The 19393-nt window shown below is 53.0% G+C and carries 11 protein-coding genes; 6 read left to right on the top strand and 5 right to left on the bottom strand.

Translation table 11 applies throughout. The features are described 5' to 3' along the window. The first annotated feature begins 99 nt into the window (after positions 1 to 99). Positions 100 to 2625, top strand: coding sequence for a methyl-accepting chemotaxis protein (locus B3355_RS03255; protein ID WP_292780121.1), 2526 nt, complete (start codon positions 100 to 102; stop codon positions 2623 to 2625). Positions 2626 to 2694: 69 nt separating this feature from the next. Here B3355_RS03255 and B3355_RS03250 read toward each other — a convergent pair whose 3' ends face one another. Beyond that, entirely contained in the window at positions 2695 to 5775 is a 3081-nt protein-coding gene (locus B3355_RS03250) for an LGFP repeat-containing protein (RefSeq protein WP_292780119.1), read from the bottom strand. Between the two features lie 153 nt (positions 5776 to 5928). On the opposite strand from B3355_RS03250, the gene B3355_RS03245 reads away from it, so the two are divergent. Further along, entirely contained in the window at positions 5929 to 6687 is a 759-nt protein-coding gene (locus tag B3355_RS03245) for a GntR family transcriptional regulator (RefSeq protein WP_292780117.1), read from the top strand. On the opposite strand, the gene B3355_RS03240 is transcribed toward B3355_RS03245, so the two are convergent. Continuing rightward, a complete protein-coding gene (locus B3355_RS03240) occupies positions 6671 to 7630 on the bottom strand; it encodes a PfkB family carbohydrate kinase (protein ID WP_292780115.1) in 960 nt (319 codons plus the stop codon). The genes B3355_RS03245 and B3355_RS03240 overlap by 17 nt on opposite strands. 8 nt (positions 7631 to 7638) lie before the next feature. After that, positions 7639 to 8016 (bottom strand): hypothetical protein, encoded by a 378-nt coding sequence (locus B3355_RS03235; RefSeq protein WP_019882711.1) that lies wholly within the window; start codon positions 8014 to 8016, stop codon positions 7639 to 7641. Positions 8017 to 8107: 91 nt separating this feature from the next. Here B3355_RS03235 and B3355_RS03230 point away from each other — a divergent pair, with 91 nt between their 5' ends. The 4 genes from B3355_RS03230 to B3355_RS03215 all read left to right on the top strand — a co-directional run bounded on the left by B3355_RS03230 (position 8108) and on the right by B3355_RS03215 (position 15230). Continuing rightward, positions 8108 to 10843, top strand: coding sequence for a PD-(D/E)XK nuclease family protein (locus B3355_RS03230; RefSeq protein ID WP_292780112.1), 2736 nt, complete (start codon positions 8108 to 8110; stop codon positions 10841 to 10843). Further along, a complete protein-coding gene (locus B3355_RS03225) occupies positions 10840 to 14214 on the top strand; it encodes a UvrD-helicase domain-containing protein (RefSeq protein ID WP_292780110.1) in 3375 nt (1124 codons plus the stop codon). Before B3355_RS03230 ends, B3355_RS03225 begins: the two co-directional genes overlap by 4 nt. Positions 14215 to 14220: 6 nt before the next feature. Continuing rightward, on the top strand, positions 14221 to 14883 hold the full coding sequence (locus B3355_RS03220) for an NAD(P)H-dependent oxidoreductase (protein ID WP_292780107.1): 663 nt from the start codon (positions 14221 to 14223) through the stop codon (positions 14881 to 14883). 155 nt (positions 14884 to 15038) lie between these two features. Beyond that, on the top strand, positions 15039 to 15230 hold the full coding sequence (locus B3355_RS03215; protein ID WP_292780105.1) for a hypothetical protein: 192 nt from the start codon (positions 15039 to 15041) through the stop codon (positions 15228 to 15230). A gap of 95 nt (positions 15231 to 15325) precedes the next feature. Here B3355_RS03215 and B3355_RS03210 read toward each other — a convergent pair whose 3' ends face one another. Together B3355_RS03210 and mfd are read right to left on the bottom strand one after the other, a co-directional pair. Next, positions 15326 to 15943: a DedA family protein gene (locus B3355_RS03210; RefSeq protein ID WP_047517408.1), complete on the bottom strand. Its 618-nt coding sequence runs from the start codon at positions 15941 to 15943 to the stop codon at positions 15326 to 15328. Further along, positions 15943 to 19335: a transcription-repair coupling factor gene (gene mfd, locus B3355_RS03205; RefSeq protein ID WP_292780101.1), complete on the bottom strand. Its 3393-nt coding sequence runs from the start codon at positions 19333 to 19335 to the stop codon at positions 15943 to 15945. Before mfd ends, B3355_RS03210 begins: the two co-directional genes overlap by 1 nt. Positions 19336 to 19393: the final 58 nt, after the last annotated feature.

Below are 19393 nucleotides of genomic sequence, written 5' to 3'. Positions count from 1 at the left end.
GCCAATTTATTTTACGTAAATGAGTTGTGCGTCACAAAGCGTGATGTGCATGGCAACGCAATGTTGCTGATTTATCCAAGAGTTATCGTAAGGAATTGCATGAAAAAATCTATCGCCCGTTTGAATGTAGGCACCCGGCTGTTTCTGGGTTACGCGCTGCTGATCCTGTTTACCACCTTTATTTTTGTCATCGCCTGGCGTGGCTTCAACCACATTCATCACACCTGGCAGCATTTTGAAAACATACAGCTGGTGAAAAGGACACAGATTGAAAACGCCAGCAAAGGCCTGGGCGATGCGGTGCATCATTTTAAAAACTATGTGCTACGTGGCGGACGTGAAGCCAGCAAATTTCAGCACAGTATGGATGATATTGATCAGGCCATGAAGGCTTATGCGGCGACAGGCGAACTCAATCAGCAAGAGAAAGAGATTCTAGGCAATATTACCCTGGCCATTACCACTTACCGCGACGCTATAGCACGCTGCGAAGCGTTGAAGAATGACGGCATGAGCGTGACTGACATTGACAGCACGGTGAAAGGTGCAGACAAGCCCTTGAGCCACTCGTTGCGCTTGCTGATGGATATGAATATTGCAGGCGTGACTGATGCCTCGAGCCAGTTTGCCTCCACCATTGCCAAAGCCAATAAACAAATTGAAATTGCCTTGTTGATTGCGGTGGTAATGGCGATGGCCATCGCCTGGAAAATGACACGCTCGATTACCACGCCGCTCAAGCAGGCATTGACCTTGTCACAGCATATCGCCAACGGTGAGTTCATTAGTCAAGACGCAGCGACGGGCAATGACGAAACCGGGAAATTGCTGCGTGAAATGCATCGTATGCAATCGACCATTCAAAGCATTGTGCAATCACTCAACGAGATGTCCAGCCAGCACCGCGCCGGCATGATTGATTACCGCATTGATAGCACATCATTTAACGGTGCGTATCAGCAACTCACCACCGGCATTAACCAGATGGTAGAAGAACATATTCTGGCACAGACAAAATCCCTGCAAGTGGTGACGGCCTTTGGCCAGGGCGATTTCAACCAGCCACTGGAAACCTTCCCCGGCCAGCGCAGCTATATCAATCAAAGCATTGAGCAGGTGCGCCAAAACTTCAACCTGTTGATGAACGACGTGCATACCCTGTCGCAGGCCGCCGAACAGGGACAACTGAATATTCGCGTCGATGTGTCACGCCACCAGGGGGAATTTCAACAGATTGTGGCAGGTTTTAACCAGACCCTGGACGCCGTCGTCGTGCCTCTGCAAACCACTGCCCGCTACCTGGACCAGATGGCCACAGGTCATATTCCAACACAGATTGAAGAGCACTTTGTGGGTGACTTTAACCTGATGCAAAGCAGCCTCAAGCATTGCACAGGCGCCATCCATCAACTGATTGCGGATGTACACCACCTGGCCTCTGCAGCACAACAAGGCCAATTAAATACCCGCGTCGACGTTGAAGCGCACGCGGGTGACTTCCGCAAAATTATCCAGGGCATTAACCAGACGCTGGATGCGGTAGTTTCACCGTTGCATGTGGCCGCAGATTGCGTCAAACGTATTGCCGCCGGTGATATTCCTGCACCTATCCACAATCAATACCACGGCGACTTCAAGGTGCTGATTAACAACCTGAATACCTGCATTTTGGCGGTGAACCGCCTGGTAGAAGACACACGCCAGATCGCAGGCGAAGCACAGCAGGGGCAGTTGTATAGCCTGGTAGATGTCACGACTCACGCGGGGGACTTCAGGGAAGTGCTGCAAGGCTCACAAGAAATTCTGCAACGTATGGTGGCGCCGATACAAACCGTCAAGCAAGCGGCTGAAACCATCCATGTCGCGGCTGCCGAAATTGAAAAAGGCAACAATGACCTGTCGCGCCGCACTGAAACGCAAGCCAATGCCTTGCAGGAGACCTCAGCTAACCTGGAAACCTTGACCTCTAACATCAGGCAAACCGCCGAGCATGCCCAACAAGCCAGCCTGCAAGCGAACCAGGCGAACCAGATGGCCTTGCAAGGGGGGGAAGCCTTCAATGCATTGACCACCACCATGCAAGGGATTAATGAAACCTCGGCACAAATTGCGCAAATTACCAGCGTGATTGACAGCATCGCCTTCCAGACCAATATCCTGGCCTTGAATGCTGCCGTAGAAGCCGCACGCGCTGGCGAAGAAGGCCGCGGTTTTGCGGTAGTTGCCGGCGAAGTACGTAACCTGGCCAAACGCTCGGCCGCCTCAGCCAAAGAGATTAAGGAGCTGATCGCCGCCTCCGTCTCGCAAACCAACGCCAGCGCCAAGCAAGTGGGCCAGGCAGGCCACACCATGCATGAAATTGTCAACGCCGTACAGCAAGTTTCCCACAGTATACAGGCGATTTCTGCCGCCTCCAGCCAGCAAAGCAGCGGCCTGGAACAAATCTACGAATCCATGACATCCATCGATGAAACCACGCAGCAGAATGCCGCACTGGTAGAAGAAGCGGCCGCCGCCGCAGAAAGCATGCTGGAACAGGTACACACGCTGGTTGAGTCCGTGAACCAATTCAAAATCAATGCCGACGAGGCGAATGAATTCGACTCCTTACGCCTGATTGCTTAATCTTCAGGCTAAACGACCATGCGCCCTCACTGGCGCATGGTCGTTTGACAGCTGACGTCACGCCATGTCTTACAAGCGTCTGGTTTCGATTAACTTGCCATCCAATGGATTAATCAACTGCAACTCTAATGCAGTATCCACCGCGCCTTGCTCCAGTGCGGTCCAATCCAGCGGGCTGAAGTTCAAGGCCACATCCGCCGGGAACTCCACGCGTTTACTCATCGCGGCTGCGGATTGATGATTGACAAACACTTTCAAGTCAAACGCCACTGGCTGGCCAGCACTTTGCAAACGTACACTGCGGCAGGCATTATCATGTTGCAATTGTATGGTTTGCTGTGCTTGTAGTTGCAGCCCACTGAGCTCATAGCGACGCTGGTTATCGTAACTGGTGAGCGTGAGCGTCAGCTGCTTGTTCGCGGTTTGATCGCCTGCCTGAAACACAAATGATTGTTGCCGGCTACCAGCCAGAGACAAGGTGACCATATCACTGCTATTTTGTATTGAATTGGCCGTCAACATCAGCTTTGCTCCACCTGAGACAAACCCTAACTGGTAATCGCCCTGCGCTTGATTGCGTACCTTCAGTGTCAGTGCCCGTTTATTGCGCAACACCTCGCCCAACATCGCCGAACTCTGTACATGCTCGCTGACATCACGAGCGACTGTGTGTGTCGTATCGCTGGCAGCGGAGTGAGTGAGTGGCTGTGTATGAATGCCGGTTTTAAACTTGGTCGACAGTTTGCCTATACGCTGCGCAGTTGGGCTTTGTTCTGGCGCCTGCCGGGGAAATGTTCTCACCAAATCGGGGTTCACATGCAAGACCACATCGGGATACATCTTGCCGCGCACTAAAGGTTGGTTCAGATAATAAAGATTAAACTGCTGACGTTTAAACAATTGACTCAGATTGCGACTGGTTTTGATTTTGCCTACTTGTCTGGCGACATCAGAAAATGTTCTCTGCGCGTGGTGCTCAACCGGGAACAAGTTTTTAATACGCGTCACCCGATCAGTATTCAAGCTGCCATCGGCATTGATCAAGGTCTCACCTTGCTCATTGCTGACCTGCTCCAGCTCACTCGAATCGCTGGCAAAAATCAAATACATGCCGCCGGTAATAAAGGTCAAAAATGCTTCCCAAAACGGTGTTCTCGGCTGCGTCGATAACTCACTAAACGGCATGGCAAACATGCGCCCGCCATTAAACAAGCCCTGCCCGCCTTTCCACGTTTTCTCTTTGCCATGCTGATAGACAAAAGTATTAGTTTTGGGGTTGATGGTAATCACCTTATCCCCGCCTTCATTGCTGTTACTTTTGGGGAAAGGCGAATTGGGGTTGGCGACATAAATACGCCACTCTTCATCACTGCGTTTTTCCCAGCGATAAGGCAGCACGACATGGCCGCCCACCGGCGAGATATCTTCGGATAAACACAACAGACTATAGTTTTTCTGCTCAAACGCCGCTTGCGAAAACTCAAAGTTTTGTACCGGATCCCACATGCGGCCACTTTTGATCGCATCAATCATGTAGCCCACCTGGCTACCGCCCAGTTGATAGCCGAACTTGATGGAAATATCCCTGGTACGCTGGGCATCAAAACCATATTGTGAAATAAATGGCCGTGAACTGGACACCCCTTTTAACGCATAAATAGCCTCCAGGCACATGCCAAAACAAGTGCCGGTTTTGGCTGCGCCTTTGTATACCGTTTCATAAAACGCCTTGTTAAACGGATGAAAAAACCAGGTATCATCAGCCTCAAGATCACTAAAGGTAGCGGCACAGGTGTCAAAACTTAGCTCGGCAATCTTAGGATTTTTAAAACTCCAGAACAGGTTTTCCCTGAAATGGCTGCTATCGGTCGGGTCCACCACACGCTGATCTGTAAACACGGTAAAACTGGCGCGGAACTTGCCATCCGGGCCACGCGCAAACGTCCCGAGATCATTGCCTTGCAGGTCTGGCAAAGAACTATCCCATAGGGTTTCAATGCCAAATGACTTGCTAAATTGTGCAATCAAGTCATCGTTGAAGTTCAAGCCAGCGTCTACATCAAACGCCTGCATATTCACCGTCAAAATGGCATTGCCATCATTAATCGGGCAATCACAAATAAACCCTTCATCAGGATTGCTAAAGGTTTTGGTGCCTTGATTAGAATATTCGCCAAACTGCTTTTCAAAGCGTTTTTGCTGGCCTTGCACATGATCAATCAGCACTTGCGTACGTACCAGTAAGTCATCATCGTCTTCATCCGTTTCCAACCGGGTGACCACCAATTTGAGCCGGTTAATCAAACTGACTTGTCGATTCGCCGCCTGCCATACCAAAATGCCATGTTGAAAATTATTGAAACGGCATACATCGCTAGGCGAATTGGTTTCATCTGAGAGAGGGAAGCCCAGTTCGCCCGCCGGGCCGTGATGGTGGGTTTGGTAAGCTGTCAGCAAATCCCCATGCACCTCATGCGCCCCGGTTGCAGCACTCCAGTAAATCGTGCCGGATTGAAAATGACTCACTGCACCAATTTGCTGGCTGCCATTGAATACCGGCTGCTCATCACTGATTGGGTAACCCAGAAATGCATTTTCTGCGCCCATACTGCGGTACTTCTGCAAAATGGCGCCGTGTACTTCAAATGCGCCTGTTGCTGGATGCCAGTAAATATCGGCCTGATCGCATTGCACGGCATAACCACCGCCAGCGGAAAGTCTCTGATCATTCAACGGCAAACCCAGCGCACCCTGCAGGTCACCATGCGCACGATATGCCTGATAACACTCGCCATAGATGACCACACTGCTGCCACTTGCCCTGACGACGATCATGCCGCGCTCAAAGTAGCAGGCCTCACCGCGCTCGCCCGTCGGCAGCGTATCTGAAATAGGAAACCCCATGTAATCACGAATTGCCTGCTGCGTCCCGGTCACCATATCATTGGCCAGCATGCTGGATTTCCACTTGTTTTCTACCGCCTCAGACAACACATGCGCGCCATAATCAGCATGATAGAAAATCATGCCATGTTCAAAATCCTGAAAAAAACCTAAGCCGTTAGGCGTGGCTTGCTCCTCGTTTACTGCACGGCCTAACGGCCCCTGCTCGCCTCCCAGCGCTTGGTACTTCTGTTGAATCTCAGTCATGGCACTCTCCCTTTATGGTATTTTTTTGGTATCTATATGGTTCCATAACAGATTTATAAATGCAATAAATATTTACAATATAAATAATTAAGTTAACAAGTTACCGTCGGAAATGCATGCGCATCCATTGATTTGTCGTTTTATAATGCAGAGATGATGCATGATTACGATGAATTGATTACCAGGCTCAAGGTCAGTGAAAAGACCTCTGAACCTTACTATCAACAGCTCAAACGCAATATCCTGACGCTGATTGAAACCGGGGCCATTGAAAATGGCAGCGGCTTGCCTTCAGAGCGTATGCTGGCGGAAGCACTGAACCTCAGTAGAACAACGGTGCGCCGCTGCTATGAAGAGTTACGTGCCAGTGGACAAATCGATAGCGATGGCCGTGCAGGCACACTGGTCAAAGCAGCGCCAAAAATCTGTCCGTCCTTGGGTAAATTAAAAGGCTTTACCGAAGAAATGCGTGAAGTAGGCATTACCGCTTCCACACGCATTGTTTCGCATGAGGTAGTCACTGACCGTACCATCGCCTCTATTTTCCAGCGCCCCTCTACCTCGACATTCTTGCGCCTGATCAGAATCCGCCTGGGCAATGAAGTGCCGATGACGCGCGAAGTGGCCTGGTATGATTTAACACTGGCGCCTGGCATGGCAGACTGGGATACCTCGGGATCGGCATACAACCACCTCGAGCAGCAATGTGGCATTAAGCTGAGCTGGGCGGAGCAATCGATAGAAGCCGTGATGAGTAGCGATGAAGAGTCCAGAGTGTTTGATTTCAGGCAAAGCAGCCCGTGCTTGCTGCTCAAACGCAAGTCTTACTCGCAACAGCAGCAACTGGTGGAGTACGTGGAGGGCACCTTCCGTGGTGATGCCTATACTTACCGGATCAAACTGGAAGTGTAGCCTGGCGCTGATACATGAATGTGCTGACCTGCGCGGCGTCTGGCAAGGCACCTAGCACGCCCGGCTGTTGGGCAACGATAGCGCCGCAAGCGTTGGCAAACTGTAATGCTTGTGGCAACGCATCTCCACGCGCCAAGGCCACGCACAGCGCCGCAGCAAAAGCATCCCCGGCCCCCAGTGTGTCGACTGCCGAGACCGCAAACGCGGGTGAAATAATCCACTCCCCGGCCTGCGTCATGGCCACGCTACCCCATGCCCCAAGCGTCACCACCAGCAACTCGCCTGACCACGTTTGGTAAAACCGGCTGATCGCTTGTTGTAATGCATTCATTGCGATCTCAGGCGTCTGCGTCATAAGCTCGGCAGGCCACGCCAGCAATTGTGCTGCCTCAGATTGATTTAATATAAGCATGCTGGTCTGCGCAAGTAGAGCAGGCGGAATTACCTGCCAGGGAGAAGGATTCAATACAGTCTGCCGCCCGGCTTGCCTGGCGAATGCAAAAGCGCTCTCAATCGCCGCCAATGAAGTCTCAAACTGTGCATAGACCAGTGTTGCCGCTTGTATAGAGGCTGCCGCATTGGCAACATGCGCTGCCGTTAACAAACGGTTAGGGCCAAGATAGACACTGACCATATTGGCGCCGTCGGCGCCGATCAAGCCTGCGCCATGGCCTGATTGTGGCGACAGCCGATAAGCGTAAATCGGCGCAATAGCGTGTTGTTGCAATACCTGTAAAGCAGCCTCTGCTGCGGCATCTTCACCGAGTGCGATGATGACCGATACTGGGGCTCCCAGTCGGCGGGCGGCCACGGCCACATTGAAGCCTTTGCCGCCAGTCTCGCTAGCCATAGCAGTCGCTGCCACCGACTCGCCTGCCCGTGGCAAACGCTCAACCGACCAGCAGCAGGCCTGAATAAAGCTGGCAACAACAAAAAGTGACACGCTACGCGTCAATCTTCTTTAATGACGTCCACATCATAAACATAATGACTGGTCTCGCCAAAGCAGCTTGAAGGCACGCCTTTATGCTCTTTGTACATCACGCGTACCCGCTCCCCGGCCAGTTGATTCACTTTGCTAATCACGGCAGGATCGCGCACAGTAAAGTAAAACTTCTCAGCCTGTGTGCCCGGCACAGTCACCAGTACCAACTCGCCTTCCCAGGTTTTACACACCCAGCCTTTATGAGCCAGTTTTTGCACATAGCCGATGCGCTCACCATCAGAGTAGACCCAGCTCAGGCTGCCCCAGGTATAGAGACCAAGCAATATGACCGGCAGCAGGATTATCCAGAAAACCCATTTTAAAAGTTTGGCAAAAGCCGACATGTCACTACTCCGCAAGTTTTTTATCGTTTGTTCATCGCATTATCTTATAAAATGTTGCGCTGAACATAATAATTCCTGCTGATATCTATTCATGACGCTTGCTGCCAATCCCGACACCGCACCTGTGGTTCTCTGCGCCTCGGCACGTCTGGCACAAGGCATCCGGCAATGGTTACAGCAATCCTATCAACAACAAGGCCAGTCACAATGGCAAGCGCCACAGGTATTCCCGTTGCAAGACTGGCTCAACCAGCGCCTGGAGTACGCCATCTTGTGTGGGCAAATCGACATCGCCCAAGCGCCTCTGGGCATGCTTTCCAGTACACAAGAAGCGCTGCTTTGGGAACAGGCGATTCAGCACTGTTTACGCCAGCATGCGGCTATCGATTTATTTAATACCAATGGTCTGGCCAGCGCGGCCATGGAGGCCAACCGCTACCTGATTGAGTGGAATATCAGCCTGGACATGGCGACAGTCAGCGAGGAAACACGGCAGTTTCTACAGTGGCGCCAGCAGTTCCAAACCTTATGCAAGCAAAGTGGCACTCTGGAAAGCGTGCGTTACCAGACCTGGCAGCTCGAACAACTCAGTCAGCATGCACTGCCCTTACCTGCCAACATACAACTGGCTGGATTTGATCGCATCAACCCGCATGTGCAGACACTCATCACCATACTGCAATCCGCAGGCGTGCAGATCACAACATTTGACAACAGCGTGCCTGCGCAACAGACACAACGCATGACATTTGCCGAGGCCATGGACGAAATGCGCGCGGCGGTGCATTGGGCGCAGCAACAACTAGCCGCTGACCCGCAAGCAAAACTGGCCCTGGTCGTGCCCGATTTGGATAGCCAACGCGAAATCCTGGCCAACCTGCTCGACGATACCTTCCACCCCGAAGCCCTGCATCCAGCGCAGGCAGAATTACCACGCTGTTATGAGTTTTCACTCGGGCTGCCGTTGAGTCGCTGGCCGTTAGTGCATAGCGCACTGAATGTGCTGCGCCTGGCATTCCAGGCCACGCCATTGCCTCAATCCGAACTGTCTGCCTTACTGGCTGATATTTACTGGTCACAAGCACTCTATGAAGCCGACGCGCGCGCCGCACTGGATGCCGAAATGCGCCGCCAGTTGCCGCTGCAAGTCAACGCCTATACCTTTGCCCGCTTTGTGGCGCGCAAGCAGCAGGATGAATACCCGATTCTGTGCCCTGCGCTGCACGCAGACCTCACCAGCTTGTTAACGCAGGCCAAACAAACGCCACGCAAGCAAGTCCCTTCTGCCTGGGTGGCAAGTTTTACTGAACTACTGACAGCCACGCACTGGCCGGGTGAACGCGGCTTATCCAGCCATGAACATCAATGCCAGACCAAGTTTAAAGCAGTATTGACGCAACTGGCGGCGCTCGATGGCTGGTTGGGGCCTATCGATGCCATGAGTGCTTTGCACAGGCTATCGCAACTGTGCCAGGCGCAAATCTTCCAGCCGCAAACCGTGCGATTACCGAATATCACCGTCATGGGCATGCTGGAAGCCAGTGCACAGCCGCTGGATGGCGTATGGGTGATGGGCATGAACGACCATGTATGGCCGCCATTGTCACGCACCAACGCGCTGATCCCAGCTGAATTACAACGGCAGGCAGGCACGCCCAACGCCAGCAGCGAAGTGCAAATGGCATTTGCCAGCCAGATTCACCAGCGCCTGCTACGTTCGGCCAAACAAATCATTTTTTCATCGGCCCGCCAGGATGGTGACCGTTTGCTGCGCATGAGCCCGCTTATCCAGGCCATCCCGGAAATAACTGCCACCGCAGGGGCCGCTACGCTGGCGGAAACGCTGGCAGGCAATAGCACCCAAGACTGGCAATGGCTGGATGACCATCAGGCCCCGCCCATCCTGGAAGGCGAACATATCAGCGGCGGCACAGGTTTGCTGCGCGCGCAGGCGCTCTGCCCGGCCTGGGCGTTTTATCAATACCGCCTCAAGGCACGCAAACTGGAAACGCCGCATAACGGGCTGGATGTCATGCAACGCGGTGACCTGATTCACCGCGTACTGGCGGCGTTCTGGTCGCAACAATCGACACTAGACTGGCAGACGGTCAATATAGAAGCTTTAAAAACCCAACTGGACCAGATTGCGGCTGATGTCATCGCTGTGTTTAATACTGAATTCGCGCAACCGTTCTCTGTCGTGTTTTGCCAACTGGAAGCCGAGCGCCTGAGTAAACTGGCGCTGACCTGGTTATGGGAGGTGGAACGCGAACGTCCGCAAGCGTTCGCTGTGACCTCAGTCGAACAAGTCTACAAACCGCTGATTGAAGGTATCCAGGTCAAACTGGTGATTGACCGCGTCGATACGCTGGATGATGGCCGCCTGGTAGTGGTGGATTACAAAACCGGCAGCATGCCCGATTTTAAAAACTGGGCGTCGGACAAGATCAGCGAACCACAACTACCGATTTACGCCGCCTTCCTGCTACAAGATGCCGACATTGCCGCCGTCTGCTTTGGCAAGCTGCGACTGACCGATGGCGGCTTTGCCGGTGTTGCCGCCGAAGACGACATTGTGCCCGGCATCAAAGCCTTTAACCACGAGAAGAATAAATTGTTTGACCCTGCACAGTTCCCTGACTGGCCATCGGTGCTGGCGCATTGGCACACCCAGATCACGCGCACAGCGCAAGCACTCAAAGCGGGTGAAGCCGCCGTGGTATTTGAGTCGGAGCAAGACCTGGGCTATTGCGATGTGCTGCCCTTGTTGCGTCTGCCAGAACGGCAATTGCAATTTGAGCACCTTCAGGCGGGAGGCGGCGCATGAAAATGACTGAGTCTGACTTCCAGCAAGCGCTGGCGCTGGATGCGGCCAACCGTGAGCGTGCGCTGGATATCGAATCCTTTATTGTCGAAGCCCCGGCCGGTGCCGGTAAAACCGAGCTGCTGACGCAGCGCTTTCTCAAGCTGCTGCAAACGGTGCAGGCACCAGAAGAAATTATCGCCATTACTTTTACCAATAAGGCTGCGTCGGAAATGCGGGCGCGTATCCTGGATAGCCTGTTGCTGGCCGCAGCTGGCGTGCTGCCGGAAGCACCGCATAAACAAATCACTTATGCCCTGGGGCAACAAGCCTTGCAGCGTTCAGCTGAATTGCAATGGCATTTGCTGGAAAGCCCGGCGCGCCTGCGCATTTACACCATCGATTCGCTGTGCGCCAACCTGGCGCGCCAAATGCCCTTATTGAGCCGTTTTGGCACACAACCGGCCGTCACCGAAGATGCCTGGGCGTATTACCGTGAAGCAGCTGGCCTGGCGCTGCAAACCATGGATGAAGACGGCTTGGGCGAACCTGTGCGCCGCGTGCTGCGCTATATGGATAATGACCAGGCCAGGCTGGAAAGCCTGCTCATGTCCATGCTGGCCAAGCGTGAGCAATGGCTGCATTTAAGTCAGTCCAAAGACCATACGCAGGCACAAACGGCGTTGATTTATCTGATAGAAAGCGAATTGCAAGCAGCGCTGAACGCCATCCCTGCCCGCCTGCAACAAGCGCTGATGCCGATTGCGCGTTACGCGGCCAGCCAATTACCGCCTGAGCATGCGTTATCGGCTTTACTGGACTGGCAAATACCATTGAGTGCCAGCATAGAAGACCTGCCTGCCTGGCGCGCGCTGACAGAATTGCTACTCACCAGTAGTGGTGGCTTGCGCAAACGGCTGGATAAAAACATGGGCTTGCCAGCGACCGACGAGGCCAAGCCCTATAAAGAAGCCCTGACTGAACTGTTGGCTGACTTGGCCCAGCACAGCGACAATGAACGTCACCTGGCACGCATCCGCCTGTTACCGGATGCTGATGGTGCAGACGATGCCATGATTCAGGCGCTGAGCCAGTTATTGAATATTGCCGCCGCGCAATTGTGGCTGTGTTTTCAGGCGCAAAATGAAGTCGACTTTGTCGAAATCGCCCAACGCGCGTTTCAGGCACTGCAAGAAGGCGATGAAGCCACCGAGCTGGCCATGCGGCTAGATTACCGCATCCAGCATTTACTGGTCGATGAGTTTCAGGATACCAGCCCGATGCAGATCGACCTGCTCAAGGCACTGACACGCGGCTGGCAGCCGGGCGATGGCCGTACGCTGTTTGCTGTCGGCGACCCCATGCAGTCAATTTACCGCTTCCGCAAAGCCAATGTCGGCCTGTTTCTCAATGCCGCACTCCACGGCATCGCCGATATTGCGCTGACACCGCTCAAACTGTGGCGCAATAACCGATCTTGCCCGCCGGTGGTGGAATGGATCAACCAGACCTTTGCCGGCATGCTGCCAGCACACGATGCGCCACAGCAAGGCGCCATTGCTTACCGGCCATTTGTTGCCACGCGCTCCGAGGCCACGGGTGCGGGTGTATTTGTGCACCCCTTGATCACGCCAGTGAATAGCGAAGACGAAGAACCGGCAGATATCCGTCACCTGGAAGCCGAGCAGATTATCCGCATCATCCAGCAAACACGCGCCGATAAACCTGGCGCCAGCATTGCCGTGCTGGTACGCGCGCGCAAACATTTGCATGCACTGGTGACGGAAATGCGCAGGAACCACAGCGAGTTAAGCTTCCAGGCGGTAGAAATTGAAGAATTAGCCAATCGCCAGATTGTGCAGGACCTGCTCACGCTGACGCATGCGCTGCATCAACGCGCCGACCGCGTGCACTGGCTGGCACTATTGCGTGCACCCTGGTGCGGGCTGACGCTGGCCGATATGCATGCGCTGATTGGACAGGATGGCCAACGCAGTGTGCTCAGCCTGCTGCAAAATGAACAAGTACTTGCGCGATTGAGTGAAGATGGTCAGGCACGCGCGCGCCATGTGCGCGACGTGATGCAAAGCGCACTACACTGGCGTGGCCGCACCTCGGTCAGCCGCTGGGTGCATAACACCTGGCTGCGGCTGGGCGGCGCGCATTGCCTGTGGAATGAAAGTGATGTGCAGGATGTGCAGGCCTTTTTTGCCCGTATCGCCGCATTAGAACAACACGGCCAGTTTAATCCGCAAGCACTGGCTGAAGATGTACAAAAACTCTACGCCGCACCCGACGCCAAGGCCGATGCCAGTTTGCAGTTCATGACCATCCACAAATCCAAAGGACTGGAGTTTGATACCGTGATCCTGCCCGGCCTCGACGGCGGAAACCCACCCGATGACGCCAAGCTGGTGATCTGGGAAGAAGTCCCCATGGAGAATGGCCATACCGAACTGGTCGCCGCACCGTTTGTGCCCACAGTGCTCAAACGCCAGCAGGCCAGCATCACCGCCTATGACTATTTAAACGACCTGGATAAAACCCGCGCCAGCTATGAAGATGCACGCGTGCTGTATGTGGCAGCGACCCGCGCCGAGCGGCAATTGCATTTACTGGGTGCCGCCAAGCCAGACAAAAGCGGCGAACCACAAGCACGCAAAAACAGTTTTCTGCACCTGCTCTGGCCTGCTATCCAAGCGTGGTTTACCAGCGAACACGATATCGTCAGCCGTTATCCCAGCGCGCAGCAAGAAGCCGATATTCGCCAATTTATGCCCAAGCTGATCCGCTTACGCGAGGCCAGCACGCCAGCGATTCTACAGGCCAGCCAGCACGAAGCAAATACAGGCTATCAAGTGGAAGCCAGTGAAAGTAAAGCCAGCCGACTGGAGGCTGATATCGGCACCCTCGCCCACTTGTATTTACAACTGGTGGCTGAACAAGGATTGGCGGCCTGGCAAACGCATGAGAAAAATGCATTTCTATCGCTGCATCCCCCTATGCAGCGTTGGTTTAAACAACAGGGTTATACGGACAACGAAGCAAGCCAGGGTGCGAACCAGGTGGCAACGCTGTTAACAACCACGTTGCAATCCACAGAGGGGCGCTGGGTATTACAGCCGCATACACAAGCGGCCTCAGAGTTGGCGATTGAGCAACTCAGCGCAGGTAAAAAGGTCATAGACCGGACGTTTGTCGCCGATGGCGTACGCTGGATTGTCGACTATAAATCCATGCCAGTATCAGCCAAGGATGATCTCACCGTATTAGCCAGCACATTCAAATTGCAATTGGCTGACTATGCGCAGTTATTTCAGGCTGAAGGCCTGCCGGTTAAAACCGCAATTCTATTTTTAAGCACAGGCCAATTAGCGCCTGTTGAGATGCCCTAAGGAAACATGATGATAGAAAAAAAAGCTATTTTGGACGCGTTCAATTTCCGCCATGCCTGTAAGGAGTTTGATGCCAGCAAACAGATTCCCGCCGCAGAATTTGAGTTGATTCTGGAAGCCGCCCGCCTCTCACCCAGCTCATTCGGTTTTGAACCCTGGCATTTTATCGTGGTACAAGACAAGGTACTGCGCGAAAGCCTTAAACAACATGCCTGGGGCGCACCGCTCAAGCTGGATACAGCGAGCCATTTTGTGTTGTGCCTGGCGATGAAATCGCCGTTCCTGGATGCAGATAGCCCTTACTTGCCACAATTTATGCGTGACGTGCAGCACCACCCGGAAGACATCGCCAATATGCGCCTGGGCTTTTACAAGCAGTTCCAGCAATCAGACTTTGACCTCACAGATGAACGAAAACTGTTCGACTGGGCCAGCAAGCAATGCTATCTGCCATTGGCAAATATGATGACAGTGGCGGCCATGCGCGGTATAGACTCATGCCCAATTGAAGGCTTTAAACAAAAAGAAACTGACGCCCTGCTGGCCGAGCAATTTGGCGTTAATTTACAGGAATATGGTTTGGCTTATATGGTCGCCTTTGGCTACCGTAAACACGAGCCGAAAGTGAAAACGCGTAGAGTCTTGTCTCAAGTGGTCACTTGGAAATGAGTGCGCTCTGTGCCCGTTCAAATACCGACTCACAGGACGCCGCTCACCTGGGTACACCATTTAAATTGTTAAATCGTTGGCCTTAAAGAGCTATTTAAATCTCTTGCCTAGCTTTGATAGAGTCTTATTTCAATATCAATTCAGTGGAGTGATGGATGAAATCTGTGTTATCAAAGGTATTCGCTTGCAGTGCACTCATGTTGGCAAGTGTGGCTGCCAACGCCACTGTAGACCCTTCGACCCCAATGTATGTGATTGTGCATGCAGACCTCAGCCTGTTAGCGCTTGTAGCCACCGCGGATGATGATCAGGCTGACAGCTCAGAGGCAGAAACCATGCTCGCCTAAAAGCGGCAAGTGCTGCCATTGGTTGATGTCATAGATTAGACAGTTCAAATAAAAAGGCCGCATAACGGCCTTTTTATTTTTTTGAAGCCGACTGATTACTCAGCCTCATTTTTAAAATGCCTGCGCACATACCAGGCCACGAATACCAGACCCAATGCAGCAATCACATAATGCGACTCATGGAAGTAGACTTTTAAATCCTCCCAATGCTCGCCTGCCTTCATGCCCACATAGCCAAGTACAAAGCACCAAATCAAAGAACCAACAAAGGTATATGCCACAAAGCGCGTCATATTCATGCGCGCCACACCGGCGGGGAATGCAATAAAGGTCCGTACCGCAGGCAATAAGCGGGCAATAAAAATGATAATCTCGCCATGCTGCGCAAACCAGCGGTCAGCCATATCGAGGTCTTTTTTGCTGATCAGCACATATTTACCAAACTTCTCGACCAACGGACGGCCACCATACATGCCCAGATAATAAGCCGGGATAGAGCCCACCACACAGCCAATTGCTCCAGCCAGCGCAATCCCCCACAAAGTCATTTCACCTTTAGTCACCAAAAACCCGGCAAACGGCATGATGATTTCGGAAGGTAATGGGATGCACGCAGACTCAATCGCCATCAGCAACACAATGCCGCCGTAGCCCATGGTTGAAATGACACTAATGATCCAGGTGGCCACCGCAGCTAATAGTTTTTCCAACATTACATAAATTCCTTCAATAAAGTTTTGACTAATTCTACACGGTGATTGAGGTTACCCAGTTGTACACTCACACGTAATTTATCGGGCCCATTCATACGGCAGCGTTTATCACGTTGCAGCAGGCTGATCAGTTTCATCGGATCCAGGTCCGCTTTGACATTAAATTGTAATTGGATGGCAGCATCTGAAGCATCAATCTTGATAATGCCCAGCGGTTTAGCAGCGATACGCAAACGATGGCAGGCGATCAATGCTTCACCAGGCTCTGGCAGCAGGCCAAAGCGGTCAATCAGCTCTTCCTGCATGGCGTCGAGTGCGTCATCATCTTCACAATTGGCCAGGCGTTTATAAATCACCAGGCGCTCATGCACGTCGGGGCAGTAGTTATTTGGCAATAACGCAGGCGTATGCAGATTGATTTCCGTCGTCACGCCTAATGGCGCATCAAGGTCAGGCTCTTTACCGGCCTTGAGCTGCTTGACGGCGTGATTGAGCATATCCGAATACAGATTAAAACCGATTTCTTGCATCTCACCGCTCTGGCTATCGCCCAGCAACTCCCCTGCACCGCGAATCTCAAGGTCATGCATCGCCAGGTGGAAGCCAGCACCCAGATCTTCCAGTAACTGGATCGCATCCAGGCGTTTTTGCGCTTGTGGCGTAATATTGCGGTCCGGGTCAGTCAGTAAATAGGTATACGCCTGATGGTGGCTGCGGCCCACACGACCACGCAGCTGGTGCAATTGCGCCAGGCCGAACATATCGGCTTTGTTAATAATCATGGTGTTGGCGGTGGGTACGTCAATCCCGGTTTCGACAATGGTGGTACACAGCAGCAGGTTGGCGCGCTGCTGGTAAAAATCGCGCATGACATGTTCGAGCTCGCGCTCACGCAACTGGCCGTGACCGATTGCGATGCGGGCTTCGGGGACAATTTTCTCCAGTTTTTCCTTCATCACGTAGATGGTATCCACCTCGTTATGCAGGAAATATACCTGGCCGCCACGCTTGAATTCACGCATCACCGCTTCGCGGATAATGCCGTCGGAATATGGCGTGTGGAAAGTTTTGATCGCCAGGCGTTTTTGTGGCGGTGTCGAAATGACAGAAAATTCCCGCAAGCCTTCCATCGCCATGCTCAGGGTGCGCGGAATCGGCGTCGCCGTCAGTGTCAGCACATCAACCTCGGCACGCAGCGCTTTCATCTGCTCTTTCTGGCGTACGCCAAAACGGTGCTCTTCGTCCAAAATGGCCAGGCCCAGGTTTTTGAACTGTACATCTTTCTGGATCAACCGGTGGGTACCGATAATGATATCGATACTGCCATCAGCCAGGCCTTTGAGTGCCTCGGCCTGCTCTTTAGCAGTCCTGAAACGTGAAATCTCGGCAATCTTGATCGGCCATTCGGCAAAGCGGTCACAGAAGTTCTGATAATGTTGCTCGGCCAGCAGCGTGGTTGGCACCAACACCGCCACCTGGCGGCCACCCATCACAGCAACAAACGCAGCACGTAACGCCACTTCGGTCTTACCGAAGCCCACATCGCCGCAGACCAGCCTATCCATGGGGCGGCCGGACTGCATGTCCTTGATGACGTTTTCAATCGCCTCCAGCTGGTCTGGCGTCTCTTCAAACGGGAAACCTTCACAGAAAGCTTCGTAATCATGCAGACTCAACGTAAACGCATGGCCGCGGCGTGACGCACGCTGGGCGTAAAGATTCAATAGTTCTGCGGCCGTATCGCGGATTTGCTTGAGCGCTTTTTTCTTGGCTTTGTCCCATTGACCACTGCCCAGGCGATGCAATGGCGCGCTCTCTGGCGGGCCGCCGGAGTAGCGTGAAATCAGGAATAATTGCGACACTGGCACATACAATTTGTCATCGCCAAAGTATTCAATCAGCAATAACTCGGTTTCGCCTTCACCAAAATCGATATTGACCAGGCCTTTATAACGCCCTACCCCATGCTGCTCATGCACCACCGGGTCGTCCAGCCGCAGCTCGGACAAGTCTTTAAGCATACCCTCGGCATTGCGCGCTTTTTCCTGGTTGCGACGGCGCTGCTGGCGCACCGTGCTGGCATATAACTCAGCTTCAGTAATCACCGCCAATTCGCCATCGACCAGGCCTTGATGCAGTGGCGCCACACCTAGCATCACCGGGAAATTAGACTGTGCAAATCCGGCCCAGTCTTCAGCCAATGAGAAAGTCAGGCCGTGTTCTGCGAATAATTGGGCAATGGTTTCGCGACGGCCCAAGCTCTCAGCCGCGATCAACACACGTCCACCAAACTGACTGATAAAGCCCTGCAACTTATGTAACGGCTGCTCTGCACGACGGTCGACATCGACAGCAGGCAAACTCTTCTTAATATCCAGTTGCTGGTTCACCAGGGCAAATGCATGCGTTTGCTTGAAAAACTCATCGGCTTTTTGCAGCAGGCTTTCCGGCCGCATAATCGGTTTTTCGGGGTCATATGCCATCAGCTTGTAGCGGCTATTGGCATCTGTCCAAAAGGTTTGCGCGGCTTTATCGAGGTCACCATGCAGGCACAACACGGTTTGTGCAGGCAGGTAATCGAACAAGGTAGCCGTTTGCTCAAAGAACAAAGGCAGATACCACTCTACACCGCCACTAGGCGTGCCTTTACTAACGTCTTTATAGATTTTTGCACGTTGAGGGTCGCCCTCAAAATACTCGCGGAACTGGCTGCGGAAGCGTGTGATCGCGGCTTCATCCATGGGAAATTCACGCGCTGGCAGCATACGGATCTCAGGGACCGGATACACGCTGCGCTGGGTATCAATATCAAACGTGCGTATGGTTTCGATTTCATCGTCGAACAGGTCTATCCGGTACGGGAACACGCTGCCCATGGGATACAAATCAACCAGGCCACCGCGTACGCTAAATTCGCCTGGCCCCATCACCTGGCTCACGTGGTGATAACCCGCTTGCGCGCACTGGTTGCGCAAAGCATCCACATCCAGCTTCTGGCCTTTTTTGAGCATAAAAGTATGCGCCGCCAGGTAAGCCACCGGCGGCAACCTGAGCAACGCCGTCGCCATCGGCACGATCACGATATTGCTTTGGTTCTGGCTCAGTTGGTAGAGTGTAGCCAGGCGTTCAGAGGTCAAGTCCGGGTGGGGCGAAAACACATCGTAAGGCAGTGTTTCCCAATCTGGCAGCAAATGTACCTGAATGTCTTTGCCAAAAAATGGAATCTCGTCCATCAGGCGCTGCGCTTCAAACGCACTCGCGGTGAGCACCACCAACGGTGTATTTGTTGCTTTTAAACCACAGGCCAGTTCGGCCAATGCCCGGCTATCCAGGCCCTGACTTTGAAAAGAAAAACGCTGTGGATGCCCGATAACGGGGAGTGAAACTGCCATAAAAAATTAGAATCTTATTGCTTGGGTTAGACGAGTATTTCTTGGCGAATCTGCCGAG

This window comes from Methylophilus sp. UBA6697 (assembly GCF_002454655.1).
Classification (GTDB): Bacteria; Pseudomonadota; Gammaproteobacteria; order Burkholderiales; family Methylophilaceae; genus Methylophilus.
This window is presented reverse-complemented; position numbering and strand designations above follow the sequence as displayed.

What these genes read in the sequence shown, in the direction of transcription:
- B3355_RS03255 (WP_292780121.1), top strand. Translation starts at nt 100, where the DNA reads ATGAAAAAATCTATCGCCCGTTTGAATGTAGGCACCCGGCTGTTTCTG.
- B3355_RS03250 (WP_292780119.1), bottom strand. Translation starts at nt 5,775, where the DNA reads ATGACTGAGATTCAACAGAAGTACCAAGCGCTGGGAGGCGAGCAGGGG.
- B3355_RS03245 (WP_292780117.1), top strand. Translation starts at nt 5,929, where the DNA reads ATGATGCATGATTACGATGAATTGATTACCAGGCTCAAGGTCAGTGAA.
- B3355_RS03235 (WP_019882711.1), bottom strand. Translation starts at nt 8,016, where the DNA reads ATGTCGGCTTTTGCCAAACTTTTAAAATGGGTTTTCTGGATAATCCTG.
- B3355_RS03230 (WP_292780112.1), top strand. Translation starts at nt 8,108, where the DNA reads ATGACGCTTGCTGCCAATCCCGACACCGCACCTGTGGTTCTCTGCGCC.
- B3355_RS03225 (WP_292780110.1), top strand. Translation starts at nt 10,840, where the DNA reads ATGAAAATGACTGAGTCTGACTTCCAGCAAGCGCTGGCGCTGGATGCG.
- B3355_RS03220 (WP_292780107.1), top strand. Translation starts at nt 14,221, where the DNA reads ATGATGATAGAAAAAAAAGCTATTTTGGACGCGTTCAATTTCCGCCAT.
- B3355_RS03215 (WP_292780105.1), top strand. Translation starts at nt 15,039, where the DNA reads ATGAAATCTGTGTTATCAAAGGTATTCGCTTGCAGTGCACTCATGTTG.
- B3355_RS03210 (WP_047517408.1), bottom strand. Translation starts at nt 15,943, where the DNA reads ATGTTGGAAAAACTATTAGCTGCGGTGGCCACCTGGATCATTAGTGTC.
- mfd (WP_292780101.1), bottom strand. Translation starts at nt 19,335, where the DNA reads ATGGCAGTTTCACTCCCCGTTATCGGGCATCCACAGCGTTTTTCTTTT.